Genomic DNA, 20,373 nt, shown 5'->3' with positions numbered 1-20,373 from the left:
CGATGCTGGAGAAGAGCGTCACCCTGCCGGACGGGCGGGCGATCCGCGCGGTGACCGCGGGCGACGGACCGGGGCCGCTGGTCGTCTTCGAGGCCGGGATGAGCGCGCCCGGCTCGTCCTGGATCCACACCCAGCGCGAGGTCGGCGCCCGCTGCCGCACGCTGTCCTACGACCGCGCGGGGTACGGCGGCAGCGACGTCGACCCGCACGACCGCACGCTCGACCGCATCGCCGGCGACCTGACCGCGCTGCTCGACGCGCTCGGCGAGACCGGCCCGGTGGTGCTCGTCGGGCACAGCTGGGGCGGGCCGATCATCCGCGTCTTCGCCGACCGGCACCCGCACCGCGTGGCGGGCGTGGTGTTCGTGGACGCGTCCCTCGCCGAGATCATGTCGACGCGCAACGCGAAGGTCGCCGCGAGGTTCTTCACCCTGATGGCGCTCGTGGCGCGCATGGGCGGCAAGGGGCTGATCAAGCGGCAGACGTTCCGCAACGGCCTCTCACCGGAGATCTCCGCGGCCGACGTGGAGGTCATGACACGCGACTACGCCACCGCACGTGCCATGAAGGCCGCCGGCCGCGAAGCACTGCAGATCGAGGCGTCCCTGCCGCTGCTGCGCCGGGTGCAGGAGAAGGGCACACCGGACGTTCCGGTGGTCTACCTGCAGGCGGGCCTGGTCGAACGCGGCATGACCGAGTGGCGCCCGCTGTTCAACCGGTACGCGGCGGCCCTGGCGGACGCGGCACCGCGAGGCGAGCTGGTCGTCGTCGAGGACGCGGGGCACCTCATCCCGCAGGAATCACCGGAGGTGGTGCGGGACACCATCTTCCGGGTCATGGAGCTAGTGGCGTGACACAGGACGTTGGCGGCGTATCCGCGCTCAGCAGGATCCGTCGCGGCACCGCCCCCACGCCCCCGTACAACCAGTACGAGGCCGTGGGGGCGGCACCACGACACACCCGTCTGACCGCGAATACACCGGCAACGTACTGAGCCACACCACTAGTTTGAGCGCGTGGACTTCGACGAGTACCGGAAGTACGACGCCACCGGGCTTGCCCGGCTCGTCGCGGACAAGCAGGTGTCCGCGGCCGAACTGCTAGCCGTGGCACGGGAACGCGCCGCCGAGGTGAACCCGCGCCTGAACGCGATCGTGCGCGACGTCCCGGCCGAGCCGACGGACGACCTCACGGGTCCGTTCGCCGGCGTGCCGTTCCTGATCAAGGACCTCGGCCAGGACTACGCGGGACTGCCGACCTCGAACGGCTCGCGGTCGCTCAAGGGGTACAACGCGACCGCGCACTCGACCGTCGTGCAGCGCTGGATCGACGCCGGCCTGGTGATCTTCGGCAAGACCAACCTGCCGGAGTTCGGCGCGAAGGCGATCAGCGAGCCCGTCACCTGGGGTCCCGCGCGCAACCCGTGGGACCTGACGCGCACACCCGGCGGCTCGTCGGGCGGGTCGGCCGCCGCGGTCGCCGCCGGGATCGTGCCGTGCGCGGGTGCCAACGACGGTGGCGGCTCGACCCGGATCCCGGCCGCGTGCTGCGGGCTCGTCGGGCTGAAGCCGGGCCGCGGGCTCACGCCGTTCGGCCCCGACGCCGCCGAGACGATGCACGGCGCGGCGGTGCAGGGCGTCGTCTCGCGCACGGTCCGCGACACGGCCGCGATGCTCGACGTCATCTGCGGCGGGGAGCCCGCCGGGCCGTTCTCGCCCGCGCTGCCCCCGGAGCCGTTCGCGTCCTTCGTCGGGCAGGACCCGGGCAGGCTGCGGATCGGCGTGCGCGTGCCGTCGGCTATCAACCCGAACCCGCACCCCGAGGCGGTCGCGGCCGTCGCGTCGGCCGTCCGCGTGCTCACCGGCCTCGGTCACCACGTCGAGGAACTGCCGCAGGCGCCGTTCGACGACGCGGCCCTGGCCAAGGACTTCCTGCTGACGTGGTTCGTGAACCTCGCCTGGCGGGTCGCCGAAGCCAAGCGCCTCACCGGGGCGCCGGACATCGCGTTCGAACGCGACACGCTGCTCATGGCCGCCCTCGGACGGGCCACGAGCAGCGTCGACTACGTGGACGCGGTGCAGCGGCGCCACGAGCACACCAGCCGTCTGACCACGTACTTCGAGTCGTACGACCTGCTGCTCACGCCGACGCTCGCGACCCCGCCGCCCAAGGTGGGCCAGTTCGAGCTGCCGGTGTCGCTGCAACGGGCAACCGACGCGTTGCTCAAGACCGGCACGGCCCGGTTCCTCAAGCACACCAAGATCGTCGACGACATGATCAGGGACAACCTGGGCTGGGTGCCGTACACGCAGCTCGCGAACCTGACCGGACGGCCCGCGCTGTCGTTGCCGCTGCACTGGACGGCGGACGGGCTGCCGCTCGGCGTGCAGTTCGTGGCGCCGCTGGCGGGCGAGGCGGTGCTGATCAAGCTCGCGGCGCAGCTCGAGCAGGCGGCGCCGTGGGCCGACCGGTTCCCGGTCATGAGCTGAGGAAGCGCAGCAGCTCCGCGGTGACGAACTCCGGGTTCTCCTCGACGAGCCAATGGCCCGCCTTCGGGACGTCGAGCGCCCGCACGATGTTCGTCATCCGCGGGGCCGCCGTGCCCTTGATCGCCTCGGCCTGACCCTCCGCGGCCATGACCAGCGTGGGCGCCCGCACGGGCTTCGCGGCCTCGGTGTCGCGGACGTCCTGGTCGAGGGCGCGGTACAGGTCGAAGCCGTTCTTCAGCGTCTTGCCGTAGGTGCGCGCGTACTCGGTGATCTCGTCGTCGGTGAACGGGGACTTCGTCGACGTGCCGCCGAAAGCGCTGCCCTGGTAGGAGACCTGCGGGTAGAACAGCTCGAGGTAGTCGCGGACGTCGTTGCGCACCACGGCTTCCGGCACCCGCGGCTGCGAGTGGAACGCGATGTGCCAGCTGAGCGCGCGGTAGGTGCGGGCGTCGATCGCCGGGCCGGGCAGCGGCAGGTCGAGGTAGCCCAGCCGGGCCGTGTCCTGCGGGAACTGGCTGGCGTACTGGAACGCGACGGCGGCGCCGAGGTCGTGGCCGACGATCGAGGCGTTCCGCAGGCCGAGCTCGCTGGTCAGAGCGTGGACGTACCGGGCGAGCGTGGCCTTGTCGTACCCGGTCGGCGTGCCGGTGCTGTCACCGAGGCCGGGCAGGTCGAGCGCGTAGACGGTGTGGCGTTCGGCGAGCTCGGGCATGATCGGCCACCAGCCGTACCAGGTCTGCGGCCAGCCGTGCAGCAGCACGACGGGGCTGCCCGTGCCGCCCTTCACGTAGTGCATCCGCACGCCGTCGACGTCCGCGAACTCGTGGCTGAAGGTCTTCTGGAACGCCGGGTCGTTGCGGGTGAGCGCGGTGTGCGGTTCGGGCTCGGGCGGAGCGGAGCAGGCCGTGATCAGGAGCAGCAGGGCGAGCACTAGGCGTTTCATGGTCACGAGCTTGCGGCGCGGTTGCTGATCATGGCACGAAAACTTGCCGATGTGGCAAGCTCGGGGTCATGAACCGCGACACCGACGAGGTCCTCGACGGGGTGGGAGCGCGGCTGCGGACGTTGCGGCGGCACCGCGGCATCACCCTCGCCGACCTCGCGACGACCACCGGCATCTCCGAGAGCACGCTGTCGCGGCTGGAGAGCGGGCAGCGCCGGGCGACGCTGGAACTGCTGCTGCCGTTGTCGCGCGTCTACGACGTGCCGCTGGACGACCTCGTCGGCGCCCCGCGGACCGGTGACCCGCGCATCCACCTCAAGCCGATCCACAGGTACGGCATGACGTTCGTGCCGTTGTCACGGCGGCCGGGTGGCGTGCAGTCGTTCAAGATGCTGATCCCGGCCGTGTCGCCGCCGCTGGAACCCGCCTTGAAGACGCACGACGGGTTCGAGTGGCTCTACGTCCTCAACGGACGGTTGCGGCTGGTGCTCGACGACCTCGACCTGACGTTGCCGCCGGGTGAGGCCGCCGAGTTCGACACCGCGAAGCCGCACTGGCTGGGGAGCGCGGACGGCGGCGCGGTCGAGCTGCTGATCCTGTTCGACCCGCAGGGCGTGCGCACGCACGTTCACGCGGACCGGATCACGTCCGGTTGAACCGCGCGATCGCGATCAGGCCGATCAGCGTCACGACGGCGTTGAACACCCCGAACCCGACGGCCGTGGCCGCCGCGCCGGCGACGCCGATGAAGATCCCGGCGACGATCGCCGACGTGCCCATCGCGAGGTAGCCGACGAAGAAGATCGCGGTGAAGAGCCCGGCGCGTTCGTGCGGCGCTACCTCGGGCACGAGCCCGCGCGTGGCGCCGGCGAACGAGGCGCCGATGCCCGCGCCGCCCACGACCGCGGCCGCCCACAGCAGCGGCAGCGAGGTGGCGCCGATGCTGCCGACGAACAGGACCGCGCCGGCGACCATTGCGCTCGTCCCGGCGAACCGGAGCCGGGGTGCCTTGACACCGCTGGAGAACGCGGAGGCCGCGGTGCCCGCTCCGAGCGCGACGAACGCCAGCAGCGACCCGACGATCGGGCTCCGCACGCCGAACACGGCGACCAGCAGCGCGGGCACGAGTCCCATGAACAACGTCATCGTCGTGAACCCGCCGACGATGCCGGGCACCGTCGTCCAGTAGAGCCTGCGCACCTGGCGGGGCAACGAGATGCGCGGGTTCAGCGCCTTCACGGCTCCGGGCTTGCGCGTCGCCGTCTCCGGCGTGAACACCGCGAAGACCGTCCCGGCCGCCATGACCACGGCGAGCGCGAACCACACCTCGAACGCGGCGTTCGCCGCGAACTCGGCCAGCAGCCCGGCGAACAACGCGCCGATCGCGAGCCCGCCGAGCGGCGCCATGCTGGTCATCTGCGCGCCGAGCTTCTTGAACCGCTCGGGCGCCAGTTCGACCACGGCCGCGCTCAGCGCACTCGACGCGGCCCCGGTGGCGACACCCTGCACGATCCGCGCCACGATGATCCAGCCGACGTCGGGCGCCGCGAGGAAGATCAGCATCGCGACGAGGTCGAGCCCCAGCGCCGCGATCATGAGCGGCCGCCGTCCCACGTGGTCGGACAACGACCCGAACACGAGGATCGAGACGAGCAGCGCGAACGCGTAGATGCCGAACGCGAGCGTCAGCACCCACGGCGCGAACCCCCACTGGTGCTGGTAGATCGGCAGCAACGGCGTCGGCGCGCCGGCCGCCACGAGGATCGCGACCATCGCGGCCGAGATGCCCGCGAAGCCGACGCCGCGTGACACATACGGCCGGCGCACGGCCGTGTCGGTGCGATCGAGCAGTGCGGTCATCGCACGTCCTTCAAGTCCGGGGTAGTGGGTCGCGACGACCGTAGGCGGGTTCGCTTGCTTTTTGCAAGTGCGCTTTCCGTCACGCAGCTAGATGCGCTCAGGCAAGCTTGCTACTGTCAGTGGTGTGAAGCGACGCGATTTCGGCCAGTACTGCGGCCTCGCCCGGGCCCTGGAGCTCGTCGGCGAGCGCTGGGCGTTGCTGATCGTCCGCAACCTGATCGTGCGCCCGCGCCGGTACACCGAACTGCAGACCGGACTGGCGGGAATCCCGACGAACGTGCTGGCCACGCGCCTGAAGGAGCTCGAGCAGTCGGGCATCGTGGAGCGCCAGGTGGCCCCCGCGCCCGGCCGTGGCGTCCTCTACGCGCTGACCCCGGTCGGCCAGTCGCTGGAGCCGGTGCTGCTGGCGCTGGCCCGCTGGGGCGCGCCGCAACTGGGCGAGCCGCAGCGGGGCGACGTCGTCACGCCGGAAGGTCTCGTGCTCAACCTGCGCGCGGTCTTCCAGGCCGACCAGGCGGCCGGCCTGACCGCCTCGTGGGAGATCCACGTGCGCGACGTGGTCGTGCACGCCGTGATCACCGACGGCTCCCTGGTCACCGGCCTGGGCCCCGCCCCGGTGGAGCCGGACCTGATCATCATCACCACGTTCGCCGACGACGAGCTGGCGTCCTACCGCGCGATCATCACGCAGGCGAGGGACGGCGCGCTGGAGCTCAAGGGCCGCCGTGAGCTGCTCGCCACGTTCCTGCGCGTGTTCACCGTGCCGAAGAAGGCCTGAGCGCCACTGAGCCGGCCAGGATGAGGCCGGCCGCCACCAGCAGTGCGTGGGGTGTGAGCAGGCCGGCGATCACCAGGGCCGCGGCCAGGGCGTGGAAGGGCCAGGTCCGCGTGCGGCGGGTCGTGGGTGGCACGGGGCGCCTCCTGGGGGTCGAGGGCGTCTCGCGTTCCAGGATGCGCCGGATTTGTCTGGTTTGACGATCGGGCGCAGCCCCCAACCTGCCGGTGCCGTGCAGGGGTGACGGACACCCGGCGTGGGTGTTGGCCCTCGTGCGGCACGCGCGACGGAGCCGGCCTGCGACCTCGTGCCGGTGGCTGTCGCTCACCGCGGTCTCGCTGCTCACATGGTCACGACGACCTTGCCGAGCGGGTGCCGGCGGGCGTAGTGGACCGCCGCTTCGACGCCGTCGTCGAGTGAGTAGCGGCGGGCGATCGGCGTGGAGAGCCGGCCCGCGAGCGCGGCCTCGGCGACGGCCTGGGCCCCGTGCGCCCCGTTGCCCGGGTTCATCACGAAGCCCAGCTCCACGTCGTCGCGTCCCAGCTGCTCCAGCCTCGGTTCCGGGAAGATGATGGAGATCAGCCGGCCGCCGGGACGCAGGCTGCGTGCCGCCGCGTTCAGGCCGTCGGGGAAGAGCGCCAGGTTGAGGACGACGTCGACCCCAGCGGGGTAGTCGTCGTAGCCGACCGCGCGGTGCGCGCCGAGGCCGCGCAGCAGCTCGGCGGCCTCCTCGGTCCGGGCGGTCGCCGTGATCTCGGCTCCGGCGGCGTTCAGGACCGGGACCAGCGTGAGGCCGACCGGCCCGGTCGCGCCGATGACGAGGACCGACTCGCCGGGCTGGATCTTCGCGGCGTCCACGACCGCCAGCGTGGTGCCACCCGCGATCACCAGCGACGCGGCCCGCTCCGCGTCGAGGGCGGCGGGGCGGTGGTGCAGCGCCGGCGTGTCCGCCTCGAAGACCGCGTAGTCGGCGAGCGCACCGGTGCTCAGGGAGGGGCGGACGGGGTCGGCGGCGGCGCGCAGCTGGCGGGGGAGGGCCTGGCCGAAGATCTCGTCACCGGCGCGGAAGCGGGTGACGCCCGGTCCGGCCTCGGTGACGGTGCCCGCGAACTCGTTGCCGAGCGTGTAGGGGAACTGAAGGTCGACCAGGTCGCGGTAGCCACCGGTGGTGACGCGCAGGTCGGTGGGGTTGATCGTCGAGGCGGCGACCTTCACCAGTACCTGGCCGGGGCCGGGGCGGGGGACGGGCAGTTCGGCGATCGTGAGTTGCTCGGGATCGCCGTAGCCGGTCGCGACGAGCGCTCGCATGGTGTCGGTTGTCATGAATTCACCGTATGGATCAGCTGATGAGCAGTCGATGCCTGAAACACTCATCTTCTTGCTCGTTTGCGTCATCTAGCATGGCTGCATGGACCTCGTCGCGGACGTGCTCGAGATCTCCGGCGTGCGGGGCACGATCGGCGCCCGCATGGAGGCGAGCGGGACCTGGTCGGTCCCGGTGGCGGCCTGCACCACGGCGGTCCTGCACGTGGTCACCGCCGGCGGCGCCTGGCTCGGTCTCGGGGACTCGTGGCTCGAGCTGGCGGCGGGGGACGTGGTGCTCCTGCCGGCGGGGCCGTCGCACGTGCTCGGCAGTGCGCCGGGGACGGCCGGCCCGGCGGTCGATCCGGCGGTGGTGGCCCGGGCGTTCGAGGCGGGCGAGGTGATCCGCTTCGGGGCGCAGCCCGCCCGCACCCGCGTTCTGACCATCCGCTACGACTGCGACCACACCGTGCACACCCAGATCCTCGGCACGCTGCCGGAGGTGGTGCACATCCGCGGGGACCAGGGTGAGGCCGGTTTCGACGACACCGTCCGGATGCTCGGGCGAGAACTGAGCCACCCGCGGCTGGCGGGAAGGGCGGTGCTGAACAGCCTGGTCGACGTCCTGCTCGTCCAGCTCGTGCGGGCCTGGCTGCCCACCCGGGCCGGACATCGGGGCACCTGGCTCGGGGTGCTCGGGGACCCGCTCGTGCACAGCGCGATGGAACACCTGCACGCCGAGCCCGCACGGCAGTGGACCACGGCGACGCTGGCCTCCGCTCTCGACGTGTCCCGGGCGACGCTGTCCCGCCGGTTCGCGGCGGCCACCGGGCAGAGCCCCGCCGCCTACTTGACGCAGTGGCGCATGGACCTGGCCGCCGTGCGCCTGAGCAAGACCTGGGACCCGGTCGAGTCCGTGGCCGTGGCGGTCGGGTACCAGTCGGTCCCCGCCTTCAGCAGAGCCTTCGCCCGTTCTCACGGTGCGACGCCCGGCCGGTATCGCGCCGCGCGGCGCGACGACGGCCGCCGGTCGGTCTCGATTCCCTGACGCATCCTTCCGCGATCCCGCCCAGGGCGAGACCCACCTCACTCACCCCGCCGTGACCATCCCCACCCCGGCACCCACCCCCACGCCGCCGACCGGCACACCCGCCTGCTCGCCGCCAACATGGGTGTTGCCACGGATGGACAGGTGGCGCCTTCGCCCGTCAGCCTCGCAGGCGTGGCGGGAAGTGATCACGGAGAGGCGGCGCGCGTGTCGTTGTTCGGGCGGATCTTCCTGCTGAACGCCCTGGTCCTGGTGGTGGCGGCCGCGCTGCTCGTGTTCGGGCCGGCGACGGTGTCGACGCCCGCGCTGTCGCGCGAGGTGCTGGTGCTCGCGTCGGGGCTGGTGGTGATGCTGATCGCGAACGCCGTGCTGATCAGGGTGGGGCTGGCGCCGCTCGGGCGGCTGACGCGGGCGATGACCACGATCGACCTGCTCAAGCCGGGCCCGCGGTTGCAGGCGACGGGACACGGGGAGATCGCGGAGCTGATCACGACGTTCAACAGCATGATCGACCGGCTGGAGGCCGAGCGGGGGTACAGCTCGGCCATCGCGCTGTCGGCGCAGGAGTCGGAGCGGCGCAGGGTGGCGCAGGAACTGCACGACGAGGTGGGGCAGTCGCTGACCGCGGTGCTGCTGAGCCTCAAGCGGGTCGCGGACCAGTCGCCGCAGGAGACGCGCGAGGAACTGCTGCAGGTGCAGGAGACCACGCGCAGCACCCTCGACGAGATCCGCCGCATCGCGCGCAGACTGCGACCCGGCGTGCTGGAGGAACTGGGGCTGGTCAGCGCGCTCAAGGCCCTCACGAACGAGATCTCCGAACCGACCGGGCTCGCGATCCGGCGGCAGTTCGACAAGAACCTCCCCCCGCTCGACGCCGAGACCGAGCTGGTCGTCTACCGCGTCGCGCAGGAGGGGCTCACCAACACCGTCCGCCACTCCGGGGCCGACGAGGCCGAGCTGAGCCTGAAGGCGCGACCGTCCCAGGTGGAGCTCAGGATTCGGGACAACGGCCGGGGGATCGGCACCAGCCAGGAGGGCGCGGGCATCCGGGGCATGCGGGAACGCGCCCTGCTCGTGGGCGCCGACCTGGCAGTCGGCGGGGCGCCCGGCAGGGGCACCGAGGTCCGGCTCACCGTCAAGGCGAAGGGGGCGGGCGAATGACCGTGCGCATCCTGCTCGCGGACGACCACGCGCTCGTCCGCCGGGGCGTCCGGATGATCCTCGACAACGAGCCCGACCTCGAGGTCATCGGCGAGGCGGGCGACGGCGCCGAGGCGATCAGCAAGGCGCGCCAGGACCAGCCGGACCTCGCGATCCTCGACATCGCCATGCCGCGCCTCACCGGACTCCAGGCGGCGCGCGAGCTGTCGCGGCTCCAGCCCGACCTGAGGATCCTCATCCTCACCATGTACGACAACGAGCAGTACTTCTTCGAGGCCCTGAAGGCGGGTGCCTCGGGGTACGTGCTCAAGTCCGTCGCCGACCGCGACCTGGTCGAGGCGTGCCGGTCCGCCATGCGCGGCGAGCCGTTCCTCTACCCCGGTGCGGTGAACTCGCTGATCCGCAACTACCTCGACCGCGCCAGGGAGGGGAGCGGCTTCCCGGCCAAGGCGATCACCGATCGCGAGGAGGAGATCCTCAAGCTGGTCGCGGAGGGCCACTCCTCCAAGGAGATCGCGGACATGCTCGTGATCAGCGTCAAGACCGTCGAGCGGCACCGGGCCAACCTGCTGCAGAAACTCGGGCTCAAGGACCGCCTCGAACTCACCCGGTACGCGATCCGCGCCGGGCTCATCGAACCCTAGGAAACTCGAGTGAACGTCGAAGTGACGCCCCTGCCCGGCATAGGGGTCAGGCAGGACTTCTCCATCCGCTCCGGCCGCCGGATCGGCGTGATCTCCTACCGCGACGGCAAGTTCGAGCTCATCCTGTCCAAACAGGACGATCCCGACGCCACCGCCGCGTCGATCCCGCTCGCGCCGGAGGAGGCGGGCACGCTCGCCGGGCTGCTCGGGGCGCCGCAGCTCGTGTCCCACCTGGACAAGCAGCACCGCGACATCGCCGGGATCAGCACCCGCCAGCTGGCGGTCACGGCGTTCTCCGGCCGCACGCTCGGCGACACCGCCCTGCGCACGCGCACCGGGGCCTCCATAGTGGCTGTGGTGCGGGCGGGCAACGCGCACCCGTCGCCGGGCCCCGACTTCCTCTTCGAGAACGGCGATCTCGCGGTCGTCGTCGGCACCGCGGACGGTCTCGACACCGCCGCGGACATCCTGACGGGCGGCTGAACCTGTGCACGACACCACGATCGCGCTGATCCAACTGGGTGCGGTCTTCTTCGGACTGGGCCTGCTCGGCCGCCTCGCCTGGAGATTCGGCATCTCGCCGATCCCGCTCTACCTCGTCGGCGGACTCGCGTTCGGCTCCGGCGGCCTGGTCCCGCTGCACGGCATCGAGGAGTTCACCCACCTCGCCAGCGAGATCGGCGTGGTGCTGCTGCTCCTGCTGCTGGGCCTCGAGTACTCGGCGTCGGAACTCACGACCGGCCTCAAGAAGTCGTGGATGGCCGGTGTCCTCGACATCGTCCTCAACGCGGCACCCGGCGCGATCGTCGCGCTGCTGCTCGGCTGGGGACCGGTCGGGGCGCTCGCGATGGCGGGCGTCACGTACATCTCGTCGTCCGGCATCATCGCGAAGGTCCTCGGCGACCTCGGCCGGCTGGGCAACCGCGAGACACCCGTGATCCTCTCGGTGCTGGTGTTCGAGGACCTGGCGATGGCCGTCTACCTGCCGGTGCTCACCGCCGTGCTGGCGGGCGTGAGCTTCCTCGGGGGCCTCACCTCGGTCGGCATCTCGCTGCTCGCGATCACCGTCGTCCTGGTGGTGGCGCTCAAGTACGGCCGGGTCATCTCGGCCGTCGTCGACAGCCCCGACCACGAAGTGTTCCTGCTCAAGCTCCTCGGCTCCGCGCTGCTCGTCGCGGGCATCGCCTCCGAGCTGCAGGTGTCCGCCGCCGTCGGCGCGTTCCTCCTCGGCATCGCGATCTCGGGCTCCACCGCCGAGAACGCCACGCGCCTGCTGGAACCGCTGCGGGACCTGTTCGCCGCGATGTTCTTCGTGGTGTTCGGTCTCAACACCGACCCGCGCACGATCCCGCCGGTGCTCGGCATGGCGGTGCTGCTGGCCGTGATCACCACGCTGACGAAGGTCGCGACGGGCTGGTGGGCCGCACGACGGCAGGGCATCGGGCCGATGGGCCGGGCCCGCACCGGCGCCGCGCTGGTCGCGAGAGGTGAGTTCTCGATCGTCATCGCCGGTCTGGCGGTGGCGTCCGGGCACGTGAGCGAGCAACTCGCCGCCCTCGCCACCGCGTACGTGCTGCTGATGGCGATCATCGGCCCGATCGCGGCCCGGTACGTGGAGCCGGTCGGCGAGTTCTTCCTGCGGAGGAGGGCCGCGACGCGGTGAGGTGGCCGGCGCTCCTGCTGGCCCTGCTGCTGGCGTTCGTCGGCACGAGCACGCGCGACACCGCGGCCGACCAGCCGGGATCGGGGCTCAACGCCCCGGTCTCGGCCGTTCACGTGCACGCGACCGGGTCACCCGACGCCTACTGGGCGTTGCCCGGTGCCGCGACGGCCCCGCGCCCACCGCAGGAACGAGCGGCGGTCGTGGTGGCCACCGCCGGCAGCTTCGAGGCGACGACCTCGGGTCATCGGTCGAGCCGGGCGCCGCCGCACGCGGCCGCTCCCGACTCCACGTACCCCTGACCTTTGAGGACCTTCCATGTCTTATGTCGTTCTTCTGCTGCTCATCGCGTCCGTCGGCGTCGGAATCGGCGCCATGGTCGCGATGGTGCGCAAGAAGGAACCGTTCTACGGCGTGATCGGGATCGTGACGATCTGCGTCCCGAGCTCGCTGCTGGCGTTCCTCTACATCGCGGTCGCCTGACCGGGGGACCGGCCGAGCTGGGCGATGCCCGCGGCGATGCCCAGCTCGACCAGGTCCTGCGGCCGCAGCCGCAGCTGGTCCGCCGTCTGCCTGGCCTGCGCCGGTTCCCGCTTGAGGATCGCGGCCGCCAGCTCCGGTGAGATCACCGCGAGGTAGCTGTCCGGCGTCACCCACAGCCGGTCGGGCGCGGCGAACGCCAGCGCGCCACCCGAGCCGCCCTCCCCGATCAGCAACGTCGTCACCGGCACGCGCGCCGCGGCGATCGCGGTGAACAGCCCGGCGATCGCCGCACCCACCCCGGCCTCCTCGGCGGCCGCGTCGTTGGCCGCGCCCGGCGTGTCGACGAGCGTCAGCACCGGGACGCCGAGCCGGTCCGCCAGCGCGACCAGCCGTGCCGCGGTCCGGAACCCGGCGGGCCGCGTGGCCGTGCCGCACTGCGCCGCGTAGGCGATCGTCCGGCCGTCCCGGTGCCCGAACCCGCACAGCACACCGGGATCCACGCCACCGGCGCGGTCGCCGCTGATCGGCTCGTACCAGTCGAAGTAGGCGGCGAGGTAGTCCCGCGCACGCGGCCGGCTCGCCGCGCGGGCCCGCAGCACCGCGTCCCACCCGGTCGTCGGCACCGTCGTGGCACCGAGCGCCTCGGGCACGGGAGCCGGCCCGGGAGCGGGAGTGGTCAGCAGACGCAGCCAGCACTCCAGCCGCGCGCGCAGCTCGCCGGGCGTGACGAGCTGGTCGACCAGCCCGGCCTCGAACTGCTGCGCCACCGCGTACCCCGGCGGCCGCACCCGCGAGCCGGCGAACCCGACCTGGGCACCGCGCAGCCCCAGCACGACGTCGGCACCCGCACCGAGGGTCGCCCAGCCGCCACCGGTGGTGGGGTCGCGCAGCACCGAGATGTGCGGCAACCCGGCCTCGCGGGTCAGCGTCAGCTGGCGGGCGATCCGGGGCAGCTGCATCAACGCGAGCGTGCCCTCCTGCATGCGGCTGCCGCCGGTCGCGACCAGCGACACGACCGGCACGCGCAGCTCGCGGGCGTGGACGAAGGCCTGCTCGATGCGGGCTCCGGTGCGGGTGCCGAGCGAACCGCCCAGGAACCCGAACTCGAACGCGACGACCACCGCCGTGACGCCACCGATGTCGGCGACGCCGCAGACGACGGACTCGCGCTCGCCGGTGGACGCAGTGTCGCGGGAGAGCTGGTCGCCGTAGCCGGGCCAGGCGAGCGGGCCGTCGGGGCCGGTGTGGCTGGGGCCGTCGGTGGGGGTGTGGCCGGGTTCGCCGGGTGGACCGTTGGTGCCGACACGGCTGGGCTCACCTGCGCCGCCGCCCTCCTCGCCGCCCCCAGGCCACGCCGGCAACCCGTCCGGCAGCTCCCGGAACGCCGACGCCACCCGCGCGATCACCTCACGAGCGGGCTCACGTCCCGAGGGCACGCTTCATCACCTTGCCCATGTCGTTGCGCGGCAACGACTCCACGAACCGCACCACCCGAGGCCGCTTGTGCGGCGTGAGCAGGCGCGCCACGTGGTCGGCCAGGTCTCCGGCGGCGGGTTCGGCCCCGGCGGGCACCACCCACGCGACGATGCGCTCGCCCAGGTCGTCGTCCGGCTCGCCGGTGACCGCCACCTCCTTCACCGAGGGGTGCTCCAGCAGGGCGTTCTCGATCTCGCCCGCGCCGATCTTGTAGCCGCCGCTCTTGATGATGTCCGTGGCCTTGCGGCCGACGATGCGGAAGTAGCCGTCCTCGTCGCGCGTTCCGACGTCGCCGGTGCGGAACCAGCCGTCCGCGAACGCCTCCGCGGTGGCGTCGGGGCGGTTCAGGTACTCGGTGAACAGGTTCGGGCCGCGCACCTGGATCTCGCCGATCGCGCCCACGTCGTCCAGCGTCGCGCCGGCGTCGTCGACGAGCCTCACCTCGACGCCCGGCAGCGGCACGCCGACGGCGCCCGGCCTGCGGTCGCCGTCCGCGCGGACGCTCGTGTTCATGAGCGTCTCGGTCATGCCGTACCGCTCGACCACGCGCTGCCCGGTCGCCGCCGCGATCCGCTCGTGGTCGCGCACCGGCAACGCCGCCGAGCCGGACACGAGCAGCCGCGCCTTGCCGAGTGCCGCCGCGAGCGCGGGCTCGGAGCCGACTTCCTCGGCGATGCGGTGGTACATCGTCGGGACGCCGAACATCATCGTGCCGTCGCCGTCCAGGGCCTCCACCACCTGCGCGGTCGAGAACTTGCCGAGGTGGTGCAGCGTGCCGCCGCGCCGCAACGGGCCGAGCACGCCGAGGATGAGGCCGTGCACGTGGAACAACGGCAGCGCGTGCACCAGCACGTCCTGCGAGGTCCACTCCCACGCCTCGGCCACCGCGTCCAAAGTGGACACGATCGACCGGCGCGGCAGCACGACGCCCTTCGGTGAGCCGGTGGTGCCCGAGGTGTAGACGACCAACGCGGGCGCCTCGTCGCCGGGATCCGTGAACGCCGCGTCGGAGCTGCCGTCCAGCGTCACGTCGAGGCGGGGCACCGAGGCCAGTCCCGGCGGCAGTTCGACCCCAGGGGCCACGAGCACCAGGGCGGGCGCGCTGTCCGCCACGATGTGCGCGAGCTCCCGTTCGCCGACCTTCGGGTTGAGCGGCACGGCGGGCACCCCGGCGAGCAGGGCCGCGACCACCGCCACGCAGGTCTCGATGGTCGGGGTGGCCCAGACGGCGACGCGGGGCAGCCCCGACAGCCGCTGGGCCAGGGCTCCCGCGCACCCGGCGAGCTCGGCGTGGGTGAGGGCGCGGTCGCCGAAGCGGAGGGCGACGCGGTCCGACTGCAAGGCAAACATCAACTCACCAGATTCCCGGGACGACGAGGGCGAGCCACACCAGCGGCGGCGCCGCCGCGACCATGATCCCGCCGTAGACCATCAACTGCTTGAAGAACTTGTCGCGGTCGACGTCCTGCGCACCCGCCAGCACCAGGGCGCCGTTGGTGGAGAACGGACTCACGTCGACCACGGTCGCCGACACCGCCAGCGCCGCGATCAGCCCGACCGCGCTCACCTCGCCCTGCAGCAGGAACGGCACGGCCAGCGGGATGAGCGCGCCCATGATGCCGACCGACGAGGCGAACGCCGACACGATCGCGCCGATGTAGCAGATCAGCAGCGCGGCGAGCAGCGGAGCGCCGACACCCGCGACCGAGTCGCCCGCCCACTTGATCGTGCCCATGCTCTGCAGGACGGCGACGTAGGTCAGGATGCCGCAGATCAGCAGCACGGTGGGCCAGGTGATCTGGGTGATGGCCTGCTTGGAGGTCTCCGGCCACACGACGCTGAGCAGCACGGCCACGGTGATCGCCGCGAGGCCGACGTCGAGGTCGAACCCGAGGGCGGCGACCACGAGCGCCACGAGGCCGAGCAGGGTGGCGATGCGGGGCGCGGTCAGGGTGACGCGCTCCTCCGCGGGCTCGCCGTCGTCGGGGCCCGTGCCGCCGCCACCGGTGCGGACCAGCGCCGGTGCGTCCAGCGGCTGCCGGGCGAGCTTCATGCCGCCGCACACCACGAACACCGCGACGGCGATCAGCAGGTTCACCACGAGGCTCGCCAGGAACAGCACGATCTCGTTGCCCGGCAGGCCTTCCTTGTCCACGATCTCGTTGACGATCGTGCCGTAGATGCTGATGGGGGAGAACCCGCCGGCCTGCGCGCCGTGCACGACCATCACGCCCATCAGGAGCGGGCTGATCTTGTACTTGGCCGCGAAGCCCATCGCGATCGGCGCCACGATCGCCACCGCGGCCGGGCTCACCGCGCCGATCGCCGTCAGCACGCCGGTGATCGCGAACATCACCCACGGCATCAGCGCGATCCGCCCGCCGACCAGCCGGATCGCCCGGTGCACCAGCCAGTCCGTGGTGCCGTTGGCGCGGGCGATGGCGAACAGGAACGTCACCCCGACCAGCACGACGAACAACGAGCCGGGGAAGCCTTTGAAGATGTCGTCGGTCTTCATGTCCGCGACCAGCGTGCCGACACCGAAGGCGGCGGCGAAGGCCAGCGCTCCCATGTTGATCGATCGCGTCGTGGCGATGACGAAGACCACGACCAGCACGAGTATCGAGATCAGTTCGGCGGACATGGGCAGGGCTCCCGTCGTTGGGTTGTCCCAGTGGCTGAGTGGATGAGCCACTTTCCGCCCGTTGTCCAGCGGCTGTCAAGAGGTGGCCTAGTGGCTCAGCCACTTGGACGGTTATCCTGACGAAATGTCCGAAGCGCTCCGGCCGATGGTGAAGTCCCGCCTGTACGAGCAGGTGCTCGAACGGCTGCGCGCGTACGTCACCGAGGCGGGGCTGAGCGCGGGCGACAGGCTGCCCGCCGAGCGCGACCTGGCGGCGAGCCTGGGCGTGAGCAGGGCGTCGGTCAAGCAGGCGATCGTGGTCCTGGAGGTCCAGGGCCTGGTCGAGGCCCGGCACGGCGGCGGCACGTACCTGGTGCGCGACACCCTCGACGTCGAGCCGGTCGAGCAGCTCGTCGAACGCCGCAAGCGCCTCCCCGAGGTGCTGGAGGCCCGTGAGGCCCTGGAGACCAAGCTGGCCGAACTGGCCGCCGAACGCCGCACCGACGCCGAGCTGGAGACGATCCGCGAGGCGCTCGACTACATGCGTGACGAGATCGCAGACGGGGAGAACGGCGTGGAAGGGGATCGCCGCTTCCACGCCGCCGTCACCGCCGCCGCCCACAGCTCGCTGCTGGCCGACTTCATGAAGACCATCGCCCGGCAGATCACCGAGAGCCGCACCGAGTCACTGCGCCAGCCGGGGCGCCCGTCCCGGTCACTGGCGCAGCACACGGCGATCTACGAGGCCATCGCCGCGGGCGACCCGAAGAAGGCCGCCGCGGCGATGCGCAAGCACGTCCGGACCGTCGCGAAGGTCCGGCTGCTCACCTGGGTGCCCGAAGACTGATCACCGGCCTCCCCGAGCTCTGCACGGTCCGGGTCGAGCCGTCGGGTTCGTGCACGACCACGGTCCACTTCTTCTTGGAGAACGCGGGCGACTGCACGGTCAGCACGTCACCGGACTGCCTGATCCGGGTGCGCTTCCCCTTGTCCTCGTACAGGGTGAACTCGCCCTTGGCGCCCGCCGTCACGTGCACGGTGAGCTCGTTGGCCGGGTTCTTGGCGTCGTTGGCGACGTTGTTCGTGCGCTCGACCAGGATCCCGCCGGACCGCAGGAACACCGGCATGGTGTCCCAGCCCGCGCTGACCGTGCCCCAGGTGCCGCCCTGGTACACGCGGCCGGTGAAGTAGTCCGTCCACTGGCTGCCGGGCGGGAACCAGACCCGCGTCTCACCGACGTCACCGGGCGTGGTGATCGGCGCGACGAGCACGTCCTGCCCCAGCAGGAACTGGCTGTCCACAGTGGAGTACGCCTCGGGGCTGCCGGGGTACTCGAGCCACGCCGGCCGCACCATGGGCACACCGGTGCGGTTCGCCTGCTCCGCCAACGTGTAGATGTACGGCACGAGCCGTTCGCGCAGGTTCAGGAACTTCGTCGCCGACGCCTGCGCGGCCGGTCCGTACTGCCACGGCAACCGGTCGCCGTGGTTGCTGTGCAGTCGCGTGATCGGCTGGAACGCGCCGAGCTGCACCCACCGCGCGTACATGTCGTCCGGCATCTTGGTGGTGTAGCGGAGCTGGCCGTTGTCGAGGTACTGCTCCGACCCGCGCAGCCCGGTGGTGTCGTTGTGGCCGCCGATGTCGTGGCTGATGTTCGACATGCCCGTCGAGACGCCCTCGGCCGAGGTGTAGCCGATGGTGCCCTTCAGCACGCCCCACGTCGAGGACGTGTCGCCGGTGAAGTGCAGCGTCGTGCGCTTCTCCGCCCACGGCCCGGTCGCCAGCGGACCCGCGCCGCTGTAGCCGCCCGCCTGCAACGACCCGAAGCCGCGCGAGAACGCGAACGAGCCCATCTTCGAGTACTGCTCGTTGATCCACGTGTCGGGCGTGACGCCGCGCAACGACGAACCGGAGCCGTCGCAGCACCAGTCGAGCCACCAGAAGTCGGTCGGCATCTTGCTGTGCAGCTCCACGTACGCGCGCAGCTGGTCCGGGTCGCCCCAGTCGAACAGGTAGCAGTTCGCGCAGTTGCCCTTGGCCAGCTTGCCCTTCGCGGTGGCCTGCGCCTGCGCGAAGTCCGGGTCGTCGCCCTGGATGCTCGGGTGGATGTTGAGGGTGCTGCGCAGTCCCTCGCCGTGCGCCCAGTCCAGGAACCCCTGGGGATCCGGGAACTTGGACGAGTCCATCCGCCAGCCGTTCCACAGGTTGTGGCCCTTGAAGTCGGTGTCGACCACCAGGACGTCCAGCGGCACGCCGTGCTGGCGGAACGCGGGCAGGATCCGGTCGCGGAAGTCGGCCGCGGTCCTGTCGATGTACTCGGAGTACCAGACGCCGTAGGCCCAGCGCGGCAACAGTTTCGGCCCGCCGGTCAGCGTCGCGAGGTCGCCCAGGGCGGTCTTGTGGTCCTGGCCGTAGCCGAACACGTAGCCGTCCTGGTACGGCTGCGCGCCCCGGTCCGCGCGCGGGGTCCCGTTGCGCAGGGCGGACGACGTGTCGTCCAGCGTGTACCAGCCGTCGCGGTACATCAGGCCGGGGTACAGCTTCGGGTCGCCGTTGGTGCCGGTGTACCCGTCGAGCGACCGCCGGTACCCGCCGAGCGCGATGTGCTGCGCCGAGTTGTTCACCCCGACGGTGTCGAGGTTGACGTGGCAGCCGCTGTCCGGGCACGTGACGTTCAGGTCGGAGGTGCCGGCGGGCAACGGGACCTGCGCGGTCGCCGTGGCCCACGTGGCCCAGTTCGCCGTGGTGGGCAACGTGATCGCCTGGCCGTTGAGGAACACGGTCCGCGGTTCGTGCTTGCCGTCGCCACCGACGCCGTTGGCGTAGCGCAGGACCACCGGGTACGTGCCCGCGGCCGGGACGCTGCTCACGCGCTGGGTCAGCAGCGTGCCGCCGCGCAGTTCGGCGACGAACCCGGTGCCCGCGTAGCCGGCGTGCTCGTCGGCGATCTCGGCCGGGCCGCCGATCACCCCGTTCTCGGCCTCGCAGCTGGTGCCGAACCGGCAGTCGTCGACCGCTCTGGTCGTGGGATAGGCCTGTCCGGCCGCGAGCAGGGCGAGGCTGTCAACGTTGACGTTGCCCGAGTCGCCGGCGCCGCGCGTGAGGGAGACGCGGTGCTCACCGGCCGAGAGGTCGACCTCGGTGGCCACCTGCTGCCAGTCGTCCCAGTTCGCCGTCCTCGGCAGCGTGATCTGCCGCGGTGCCTGCCCGTCGACGCTGAGGCCGAGCGTGCGGTTCTCGTGCTTGCCGTCGCCGCCCTGCCCGTTCGCGTACCGCACGACGACCCGGTGCCTGCCCGCATTGGTCGCGCGCACGGTGGCCGTCACGTCGTTGTTGACGTAGGAGAACCCGGCGACGAAGCCCCAGCCGGTGTGGCCCGCGTGGTCCGCCGCGACGAGCATGCCCTCGCGGTGCTGGTCCTCGGCCTCGCACAGCTGCCCGGTCGCACAGACCACCCGCCGCCACGGGGACGCGGTCGTGCTCCCGGTCTTCAGCTCGATGTTGTCCGCGCGGAACGGCCCGGACCCGACGCGGTAGCGCAGGGTCATCGCCGAGGTGGTGATGACCAGCCAGCCGTTCTCGGTCCGGGTGTTGTAGGCCGTGCGGGGGAACGTTCTGTTTACAACGTTGTAAGTCGCCTGGTTCTCGAAGGCGCGGTCCCCGGCGAACTCGGACCGGATCAGGGTGGGGGAGAGGATCTGGAACCTGGCCTGTCCCGACGTGACCGTGCCGTTCGGCTGGGCGATCGCGGGTGCGGGGAGGACCAGGCCCAGAAGGGCTAGCAGAGGGACGATCGTCGTGCGTTTCCGCATTCGTGCTCCTCGTCTGACGCCGTCGGCTTCCGAGGTGTTCAGGTAGCTGAACCTTCCTCACCTTGGCGTGCGCGTGTTGAGCGATCAAGAGGCCACT

Annotated in this window: 20 protein-coding genes; 12 read left to right on the top strand and 8 right to left on the bottom strand. The window is 71.7% G+C overall.

The genetic code is table 11. The annotated features are described in order from the left end of the window. Nucleotides 1–2 precede the first annotated feature (2 nt). On the top strand, nucleotides 3–854 hold the full coding sequence (locus tag ND450_RS13805; protein WP_253326523.1) for an alpha/beta fold hydrolase: 852 nt from the start codon (nucleotides 3–5) through the stop codon (nucleotides 852–854). Between the two features lie 162 nt (nucleotides 855–1,016). Continuing rightward, the gene (locus ND450_RS13800) at nucleotides 1,017–2,489 is read left to right on the top strand and encodes an amidase (protein ID WP_253326522.1); all 1,473 of its coding nucleotides are present in this window, start codon (nucleotides 1,017–1,019) and stop codon (nucleotides 2,487–2,489) included. Here ND450_RS13800 and ND450_RS13795 read toward each other — a convergent pair. After that, the gene (locus ND450_RS13795; RefSeq protein ID WP_253326521.1) at nucleotides 2,479–3,432 is read right to left on the bottom strand and encodes an alpha/beta fold hydrolase; all 954 of its coding nucleotides are present in this window, start codon (nucleotides 3,430–3,432) and stop codon (nucleotides 2,479–2,481) included. The genes ND450_RS13800 and ND450_RS13795 overlap by 11 nt on opposite strands. Nucleotides 3,433–3,500: 68 nt before the next feature. Here ND450_RS13795 and ND450_RS13790 point away from each other — a divergent pair, with 68 nt between their 5' ends. After that, nucleotides 3,501–4,088, top strand: coding sequence for a helix-turn-helix transcriptional regulator (locus tag ND450_RS13790; RefSeq protein WP_089910641.1), 588 nt, complete (start codon nucleotides 3,501–3,503; stop codon nucleotides 4,086–4,088). Here the strand turns inward: ND450_RS13790 and ND450_RS13785 are convergent. Then, the gene (locus tag ND450_RS13785) at nucleotides 4,075–5,292 is read right to left on the bottom strand and encodes an MFS transporter (RefSeq protein WP_253326520.1); all 1,218 of its coding nucleotides are present in this window, start codon (nucleotides 5,290–5,292) and stop codon (nucleotides 4,075–4,077) included. The two genes, ND450_RS13790 and ND450_RS13785, sit on opposite strands and share 14 nt — an antisense overlap. Before the next feature lie 124 nt (nucleotides 5,293–5,416). On the opposite strand from ND450_RS13785, the gene ND450_RS13780 reads away from it, so the two are divergent. After that, on the top strand, nucleotides 5,417–6,070 hold the full coding sequence (locus ND450_RS13780) for a helix-turn-helix domain-containing protein (protein ID WP_253326519.1): 654 nt from the start codon (nucleotides 5,417–5,419) through the stop codon (nucleotides 6,068–6,070). Here the strand turns inward: ND450_RS13780 and ND450_RS13775 are convergent. Both ND450_RS13775 and ND450_RS13770 read right to left on the bottom strand, forming a co-directional pair. Beyond that, nucleotides 6,048–6,203, bottom strand: a complete 156-nt coding sequence (locus tag ND450_RS13775) for a hypothetical protein (RefSeq protein WP_253326518.1) — start codon at nucleotides 6,201–6,203, stop codon at nucleotides 6,048–6,050. The two genes, ND450_RS13780 and ND450_RS13775, sit on opposite strands and share 23 nt — an antisense overlap. Nucleotides 6,204–6,409: 206 nt before the next feature. After that, nucleotides 6,410–7,390 (bottom strand): NADP-dependent oxidoreductase, encoded by a 981-nt coding sequence (locus ND450_RS13770; RefSeq protein WP_253326517.1) that lies wholly within the window; start codon nucleotides 7,388–7,390, stop codon nucleotides 6,410–6,412. An 85-nt stretch (nucleotides 7,391–7,475) separates the two neighbouring features. Between ND450_RS13770 and ND450_RS13765 the strand changes: the two genes are divergently transcribed. From ND450_RS13765 to ND450_RS13735, 7 genes are all read left to right on the top strand, one after another. Beyond that, nucleotides 7,476–8,417, top strand: a complete 942-nt coding sequence (locus ND450_RS13765) for an AraC family transcriptional regulator (protein WP_253326516.1) — start codon at nucleotides 7,476–7,478, stop codon at nucleotides 8,415–8,417. A 174-nt stretch (nucleotides 8,418–8,591) separates the two neighbouring features. Further along, nucleotides 8,592–9,578 (top strand): HAMP domain-containing sensor histidine kinase, encoded by a 987-nt coding sequence (locus ND450_RS13760; RefSeq protein ID WP_253326515.1) that lies wholly within the window; start codon nucleotides 8,592–8,594, stop codon nucleotides 9,576–9,578. Continuing rightward, entirely contained in the window at nucleotides 9,575–10,222 is a 648-nt protein-coding gene (locus ND450_RS13755) for a response regulator transcription factor (protein WP_253326514.1), read from the top strand. The genes ND450_RS13760 and ND450_RS13755 overlap by 4 nt, the downstream gene beginning before the upstream one ends. 9 nt (nucleotides 10,223–10,231) lie before the next feature. Next, nucleotides 10,232–10,705 (top strand): cation:proton antiporter regulatory subunit, encoded by a 474-nt coding sequence (locus tag ND450_RS13750; protein WP_253326513.1) that lies wholly within the window; start codon nucleotides 10,232–10,234, stop codon nucleotides 10,703–10,705. A 4-nt stretch (nucleotides 10,706–10,709) separates the two neighbouring features. Then, nucleotides 10,710–11,885 (top strand): cation:proton antiporter, encoded by a 1,176-nt coding sequence (locus tag ND450_RS13745; RefSeq protein ID WP_253326512.1) that lies wholly within the window; start codon nucleotides 10,710–10,712, stop codon nucleotides 11,883–11,885. Further along, on the top strand, nucleotides 11,882–12,184 hold the full coding sequence (locus ND450_RS13740; RefSeq protein WP_253326511.1) for a hypothetical protein: 303 nt from the start codon (nucleotides 11,882–11,884) through the stop codon (nucleotides 12,182–12,184). The genes ND450_RS13745 and ND450_RS13740 overlap by 4 nt, the downstream gene beginning before the upstream one ends. Before the next feature lie 16 nt (nucleotides 12,185–12,200). Next, nucleotides 12,201–12,365 (top strand): hypothetical protein, encoded by a 165-nt coding sequence (locus ND450_RS13735; protein ID WP_253326510.1) that lies wholly within the window; start codon nucleotides 12,201–12,203, stop codon nucleotides 12,363–12,365. Here the strand turns inward: ND450_RS13735 and ND450_RS13730 are convergent. The 3 genes from ND450_RS13730 to ND450_RS13720 are packed head-to-tail and all read right to left on the bottom strand — an operon-like array spanning nucleotide 12,347 to nucleotide 16,485. Beyond that, complete coding sequence (locus tag ND450_RS13730; protein WP_253326509.1) at nucleotides 12,347–13,801, bottom strand: carboxyl transferase domain-containing protein; 1,455 nt, start codon at nucleotides 13,799–13,801, stop codon at nucleotides 12,347–12,349. The genes ND450_RS13735 and ND450_RS13730 overlap by 19 nt on opposite strands. Next, the gene (locus ND450_RS13725) at nucleotides 13,785–15,191 is read right to left on the bottom strand and encodes an acyl-CoA synthetase (RefSeq protein WP_253326508.1); all 1,407 of its coding nucleotides are present in this window, start codon (nucleotides 15,189–15,191) and stop codon (nucleotides 13,785–13,787) included. The genes ND450_RS13730 and ND450_RS13725 overlap by 17 nt, the downstream gene beginning before the upstream one ends. A gap of 4 nt (nucleotides 15,192–15,195) precedes the next feature. After that, nucleotides 15,196–16,485, bottom strand: a complete 1,290-nt coding sequence (locus tag ND450_RS13720; RefSeq protein WP_253326507.1) for an SLC13 family permease — start codon at nucleotides 16,483–16,485, stop codon at nucleotides 15,196–15,198. A 124-nt stretch (nucleotides 16,486–16,609) separates the two neighbouring features. On the opposite strand from ND450_RS13720, the gene ND450_RS13715 reads away from it, so the two are divergent. Next, nucleotides 16,610–17,311 carry a FadR/GntR family transcriptional regulator gene (locus tag ND450_RS13715; protein ID WP_253326506.1) on the top strand — a complete coding sequence of 234 codons (702 nt, stop codon included), beginning with the start codon at nucleotides 16,610–16,612 and terminating at the stop codon, nucleotides 17,309–17,311. Here ND450_RS13715 and ND450_RS13710 read toward each other — a convergent pair. After that, nucleotides 17,289–20,276: a TIM-barrel domain-containing protein gene (locus ND450_RS13710; protein ID WP_253326505.1), complete on the bottom strand. Its 2,988-nt coding sequence runs from the start codon at nucleotides 20,274–20,276 to the stop codon at nucleotides 17,289–17,291. The two genes, ND450_RS13715 and ND450_RS13710, sit on opposite strands and share 23 nt — an antisense overlap. Between the last annotated feature and the right edge of the window lie 97 nt (nucleotides 20,277–20,373).

Source organism: Lentzea sp. HUAS12 (genome assembly GCF_024125735.1).
Lineage (GTDB): Bacteria > Actinomycetota > Actinomycetes > Mycobacteriales > Pseudonocardiaceae > Lentzea > Lentzea albida.
Note: the sequence above shows the minus strand (reverse complement) of the source record. Positions and strands in the feature narration are given on the sequence as shown.

Coding starts and splice junctions, on each gene's coding strand:
- ND450_RS13805 (WP_253326523.1), top strand. CDS start 3: ATGCTGGAGAAGAGCGTCACCCTGCCGGACGGGCGGGCGATCCGCGCG.
- ND450_RS13795 (WP_253326521.1), bottom strand. CDS start 3,432: ATGAAACGCCTAGTGCTCGCCCTGCTGCTCCTGATCACGGCCTGCTCC.
- ND450_RS13790 (WP_089910641.1), top strand. CDS start 3,501: ATGAACCGCGACACCGACGAGGTCCTCGACGGGGTGGGAGCGCGGCTG.
- ND450_RS13785 (WP_253326520.1), bottom strand. CDS start 5,292: ATGACCGCACTGCTCGATCGCACCGACACGGCCGTGCGCCGGCCGTAT.
- ND450_RS13770 (WP_253326517.1), bottom strand. CDS start 7,390: ATGACAACCGACACCATGCGAGCGCTCGTCGCGACCGGCTACGGCGAT.
- ND450_RS13765 (WP_253326516.1), top strand. CDS start 7,476: ATGGACCTCGTCGCGGACGTGCTCGAGATCTCCGGCGTGCGGGGCACG.
- ND450_RS13755 (WP_253326514.1), top strand. CDS start 9,575: ATGACCGTGCGCATCCTGCTCGCGGACGACCACGCGCTCGTCCGCCGG.
- ND450_RS13735 (WP_253326510.1), top strand. CDS start 12,201: ATGTCTTATGTCGTTCTTCTGCTGCTCATCGCGTCCGTCGGCGTCGGA.
- ND450_RS13725 (WP_253326508.1), bottom strand. CDS start 15,191: ATGTTTGCCTTGCAGTCGGACCGCGTCGCCCTCCGCTTCGGCGACCGC.
- ND450_RS13720 (WP_253326507.1), bottom strand. CDS start 16,485: ATGTCCGCCGAACTGATCTCGATACTCGTGCTGGTCGTGGTCTTCGTC.
- ND450_RS13715 (WP_253326506.1), top strand. CDS start 16,610: ATGTCCGAAGCGCTCCGGCCGATGGTGAAGTCCCGCCTGTACGAGCAG.
- ND450_RS13710 (WP_253326505.1), bottom strand. CDS start 20,276: ATGCGGAAACGCACGACGATCGTCCCTCTGCTAGCCCTTCTGGGCCTG.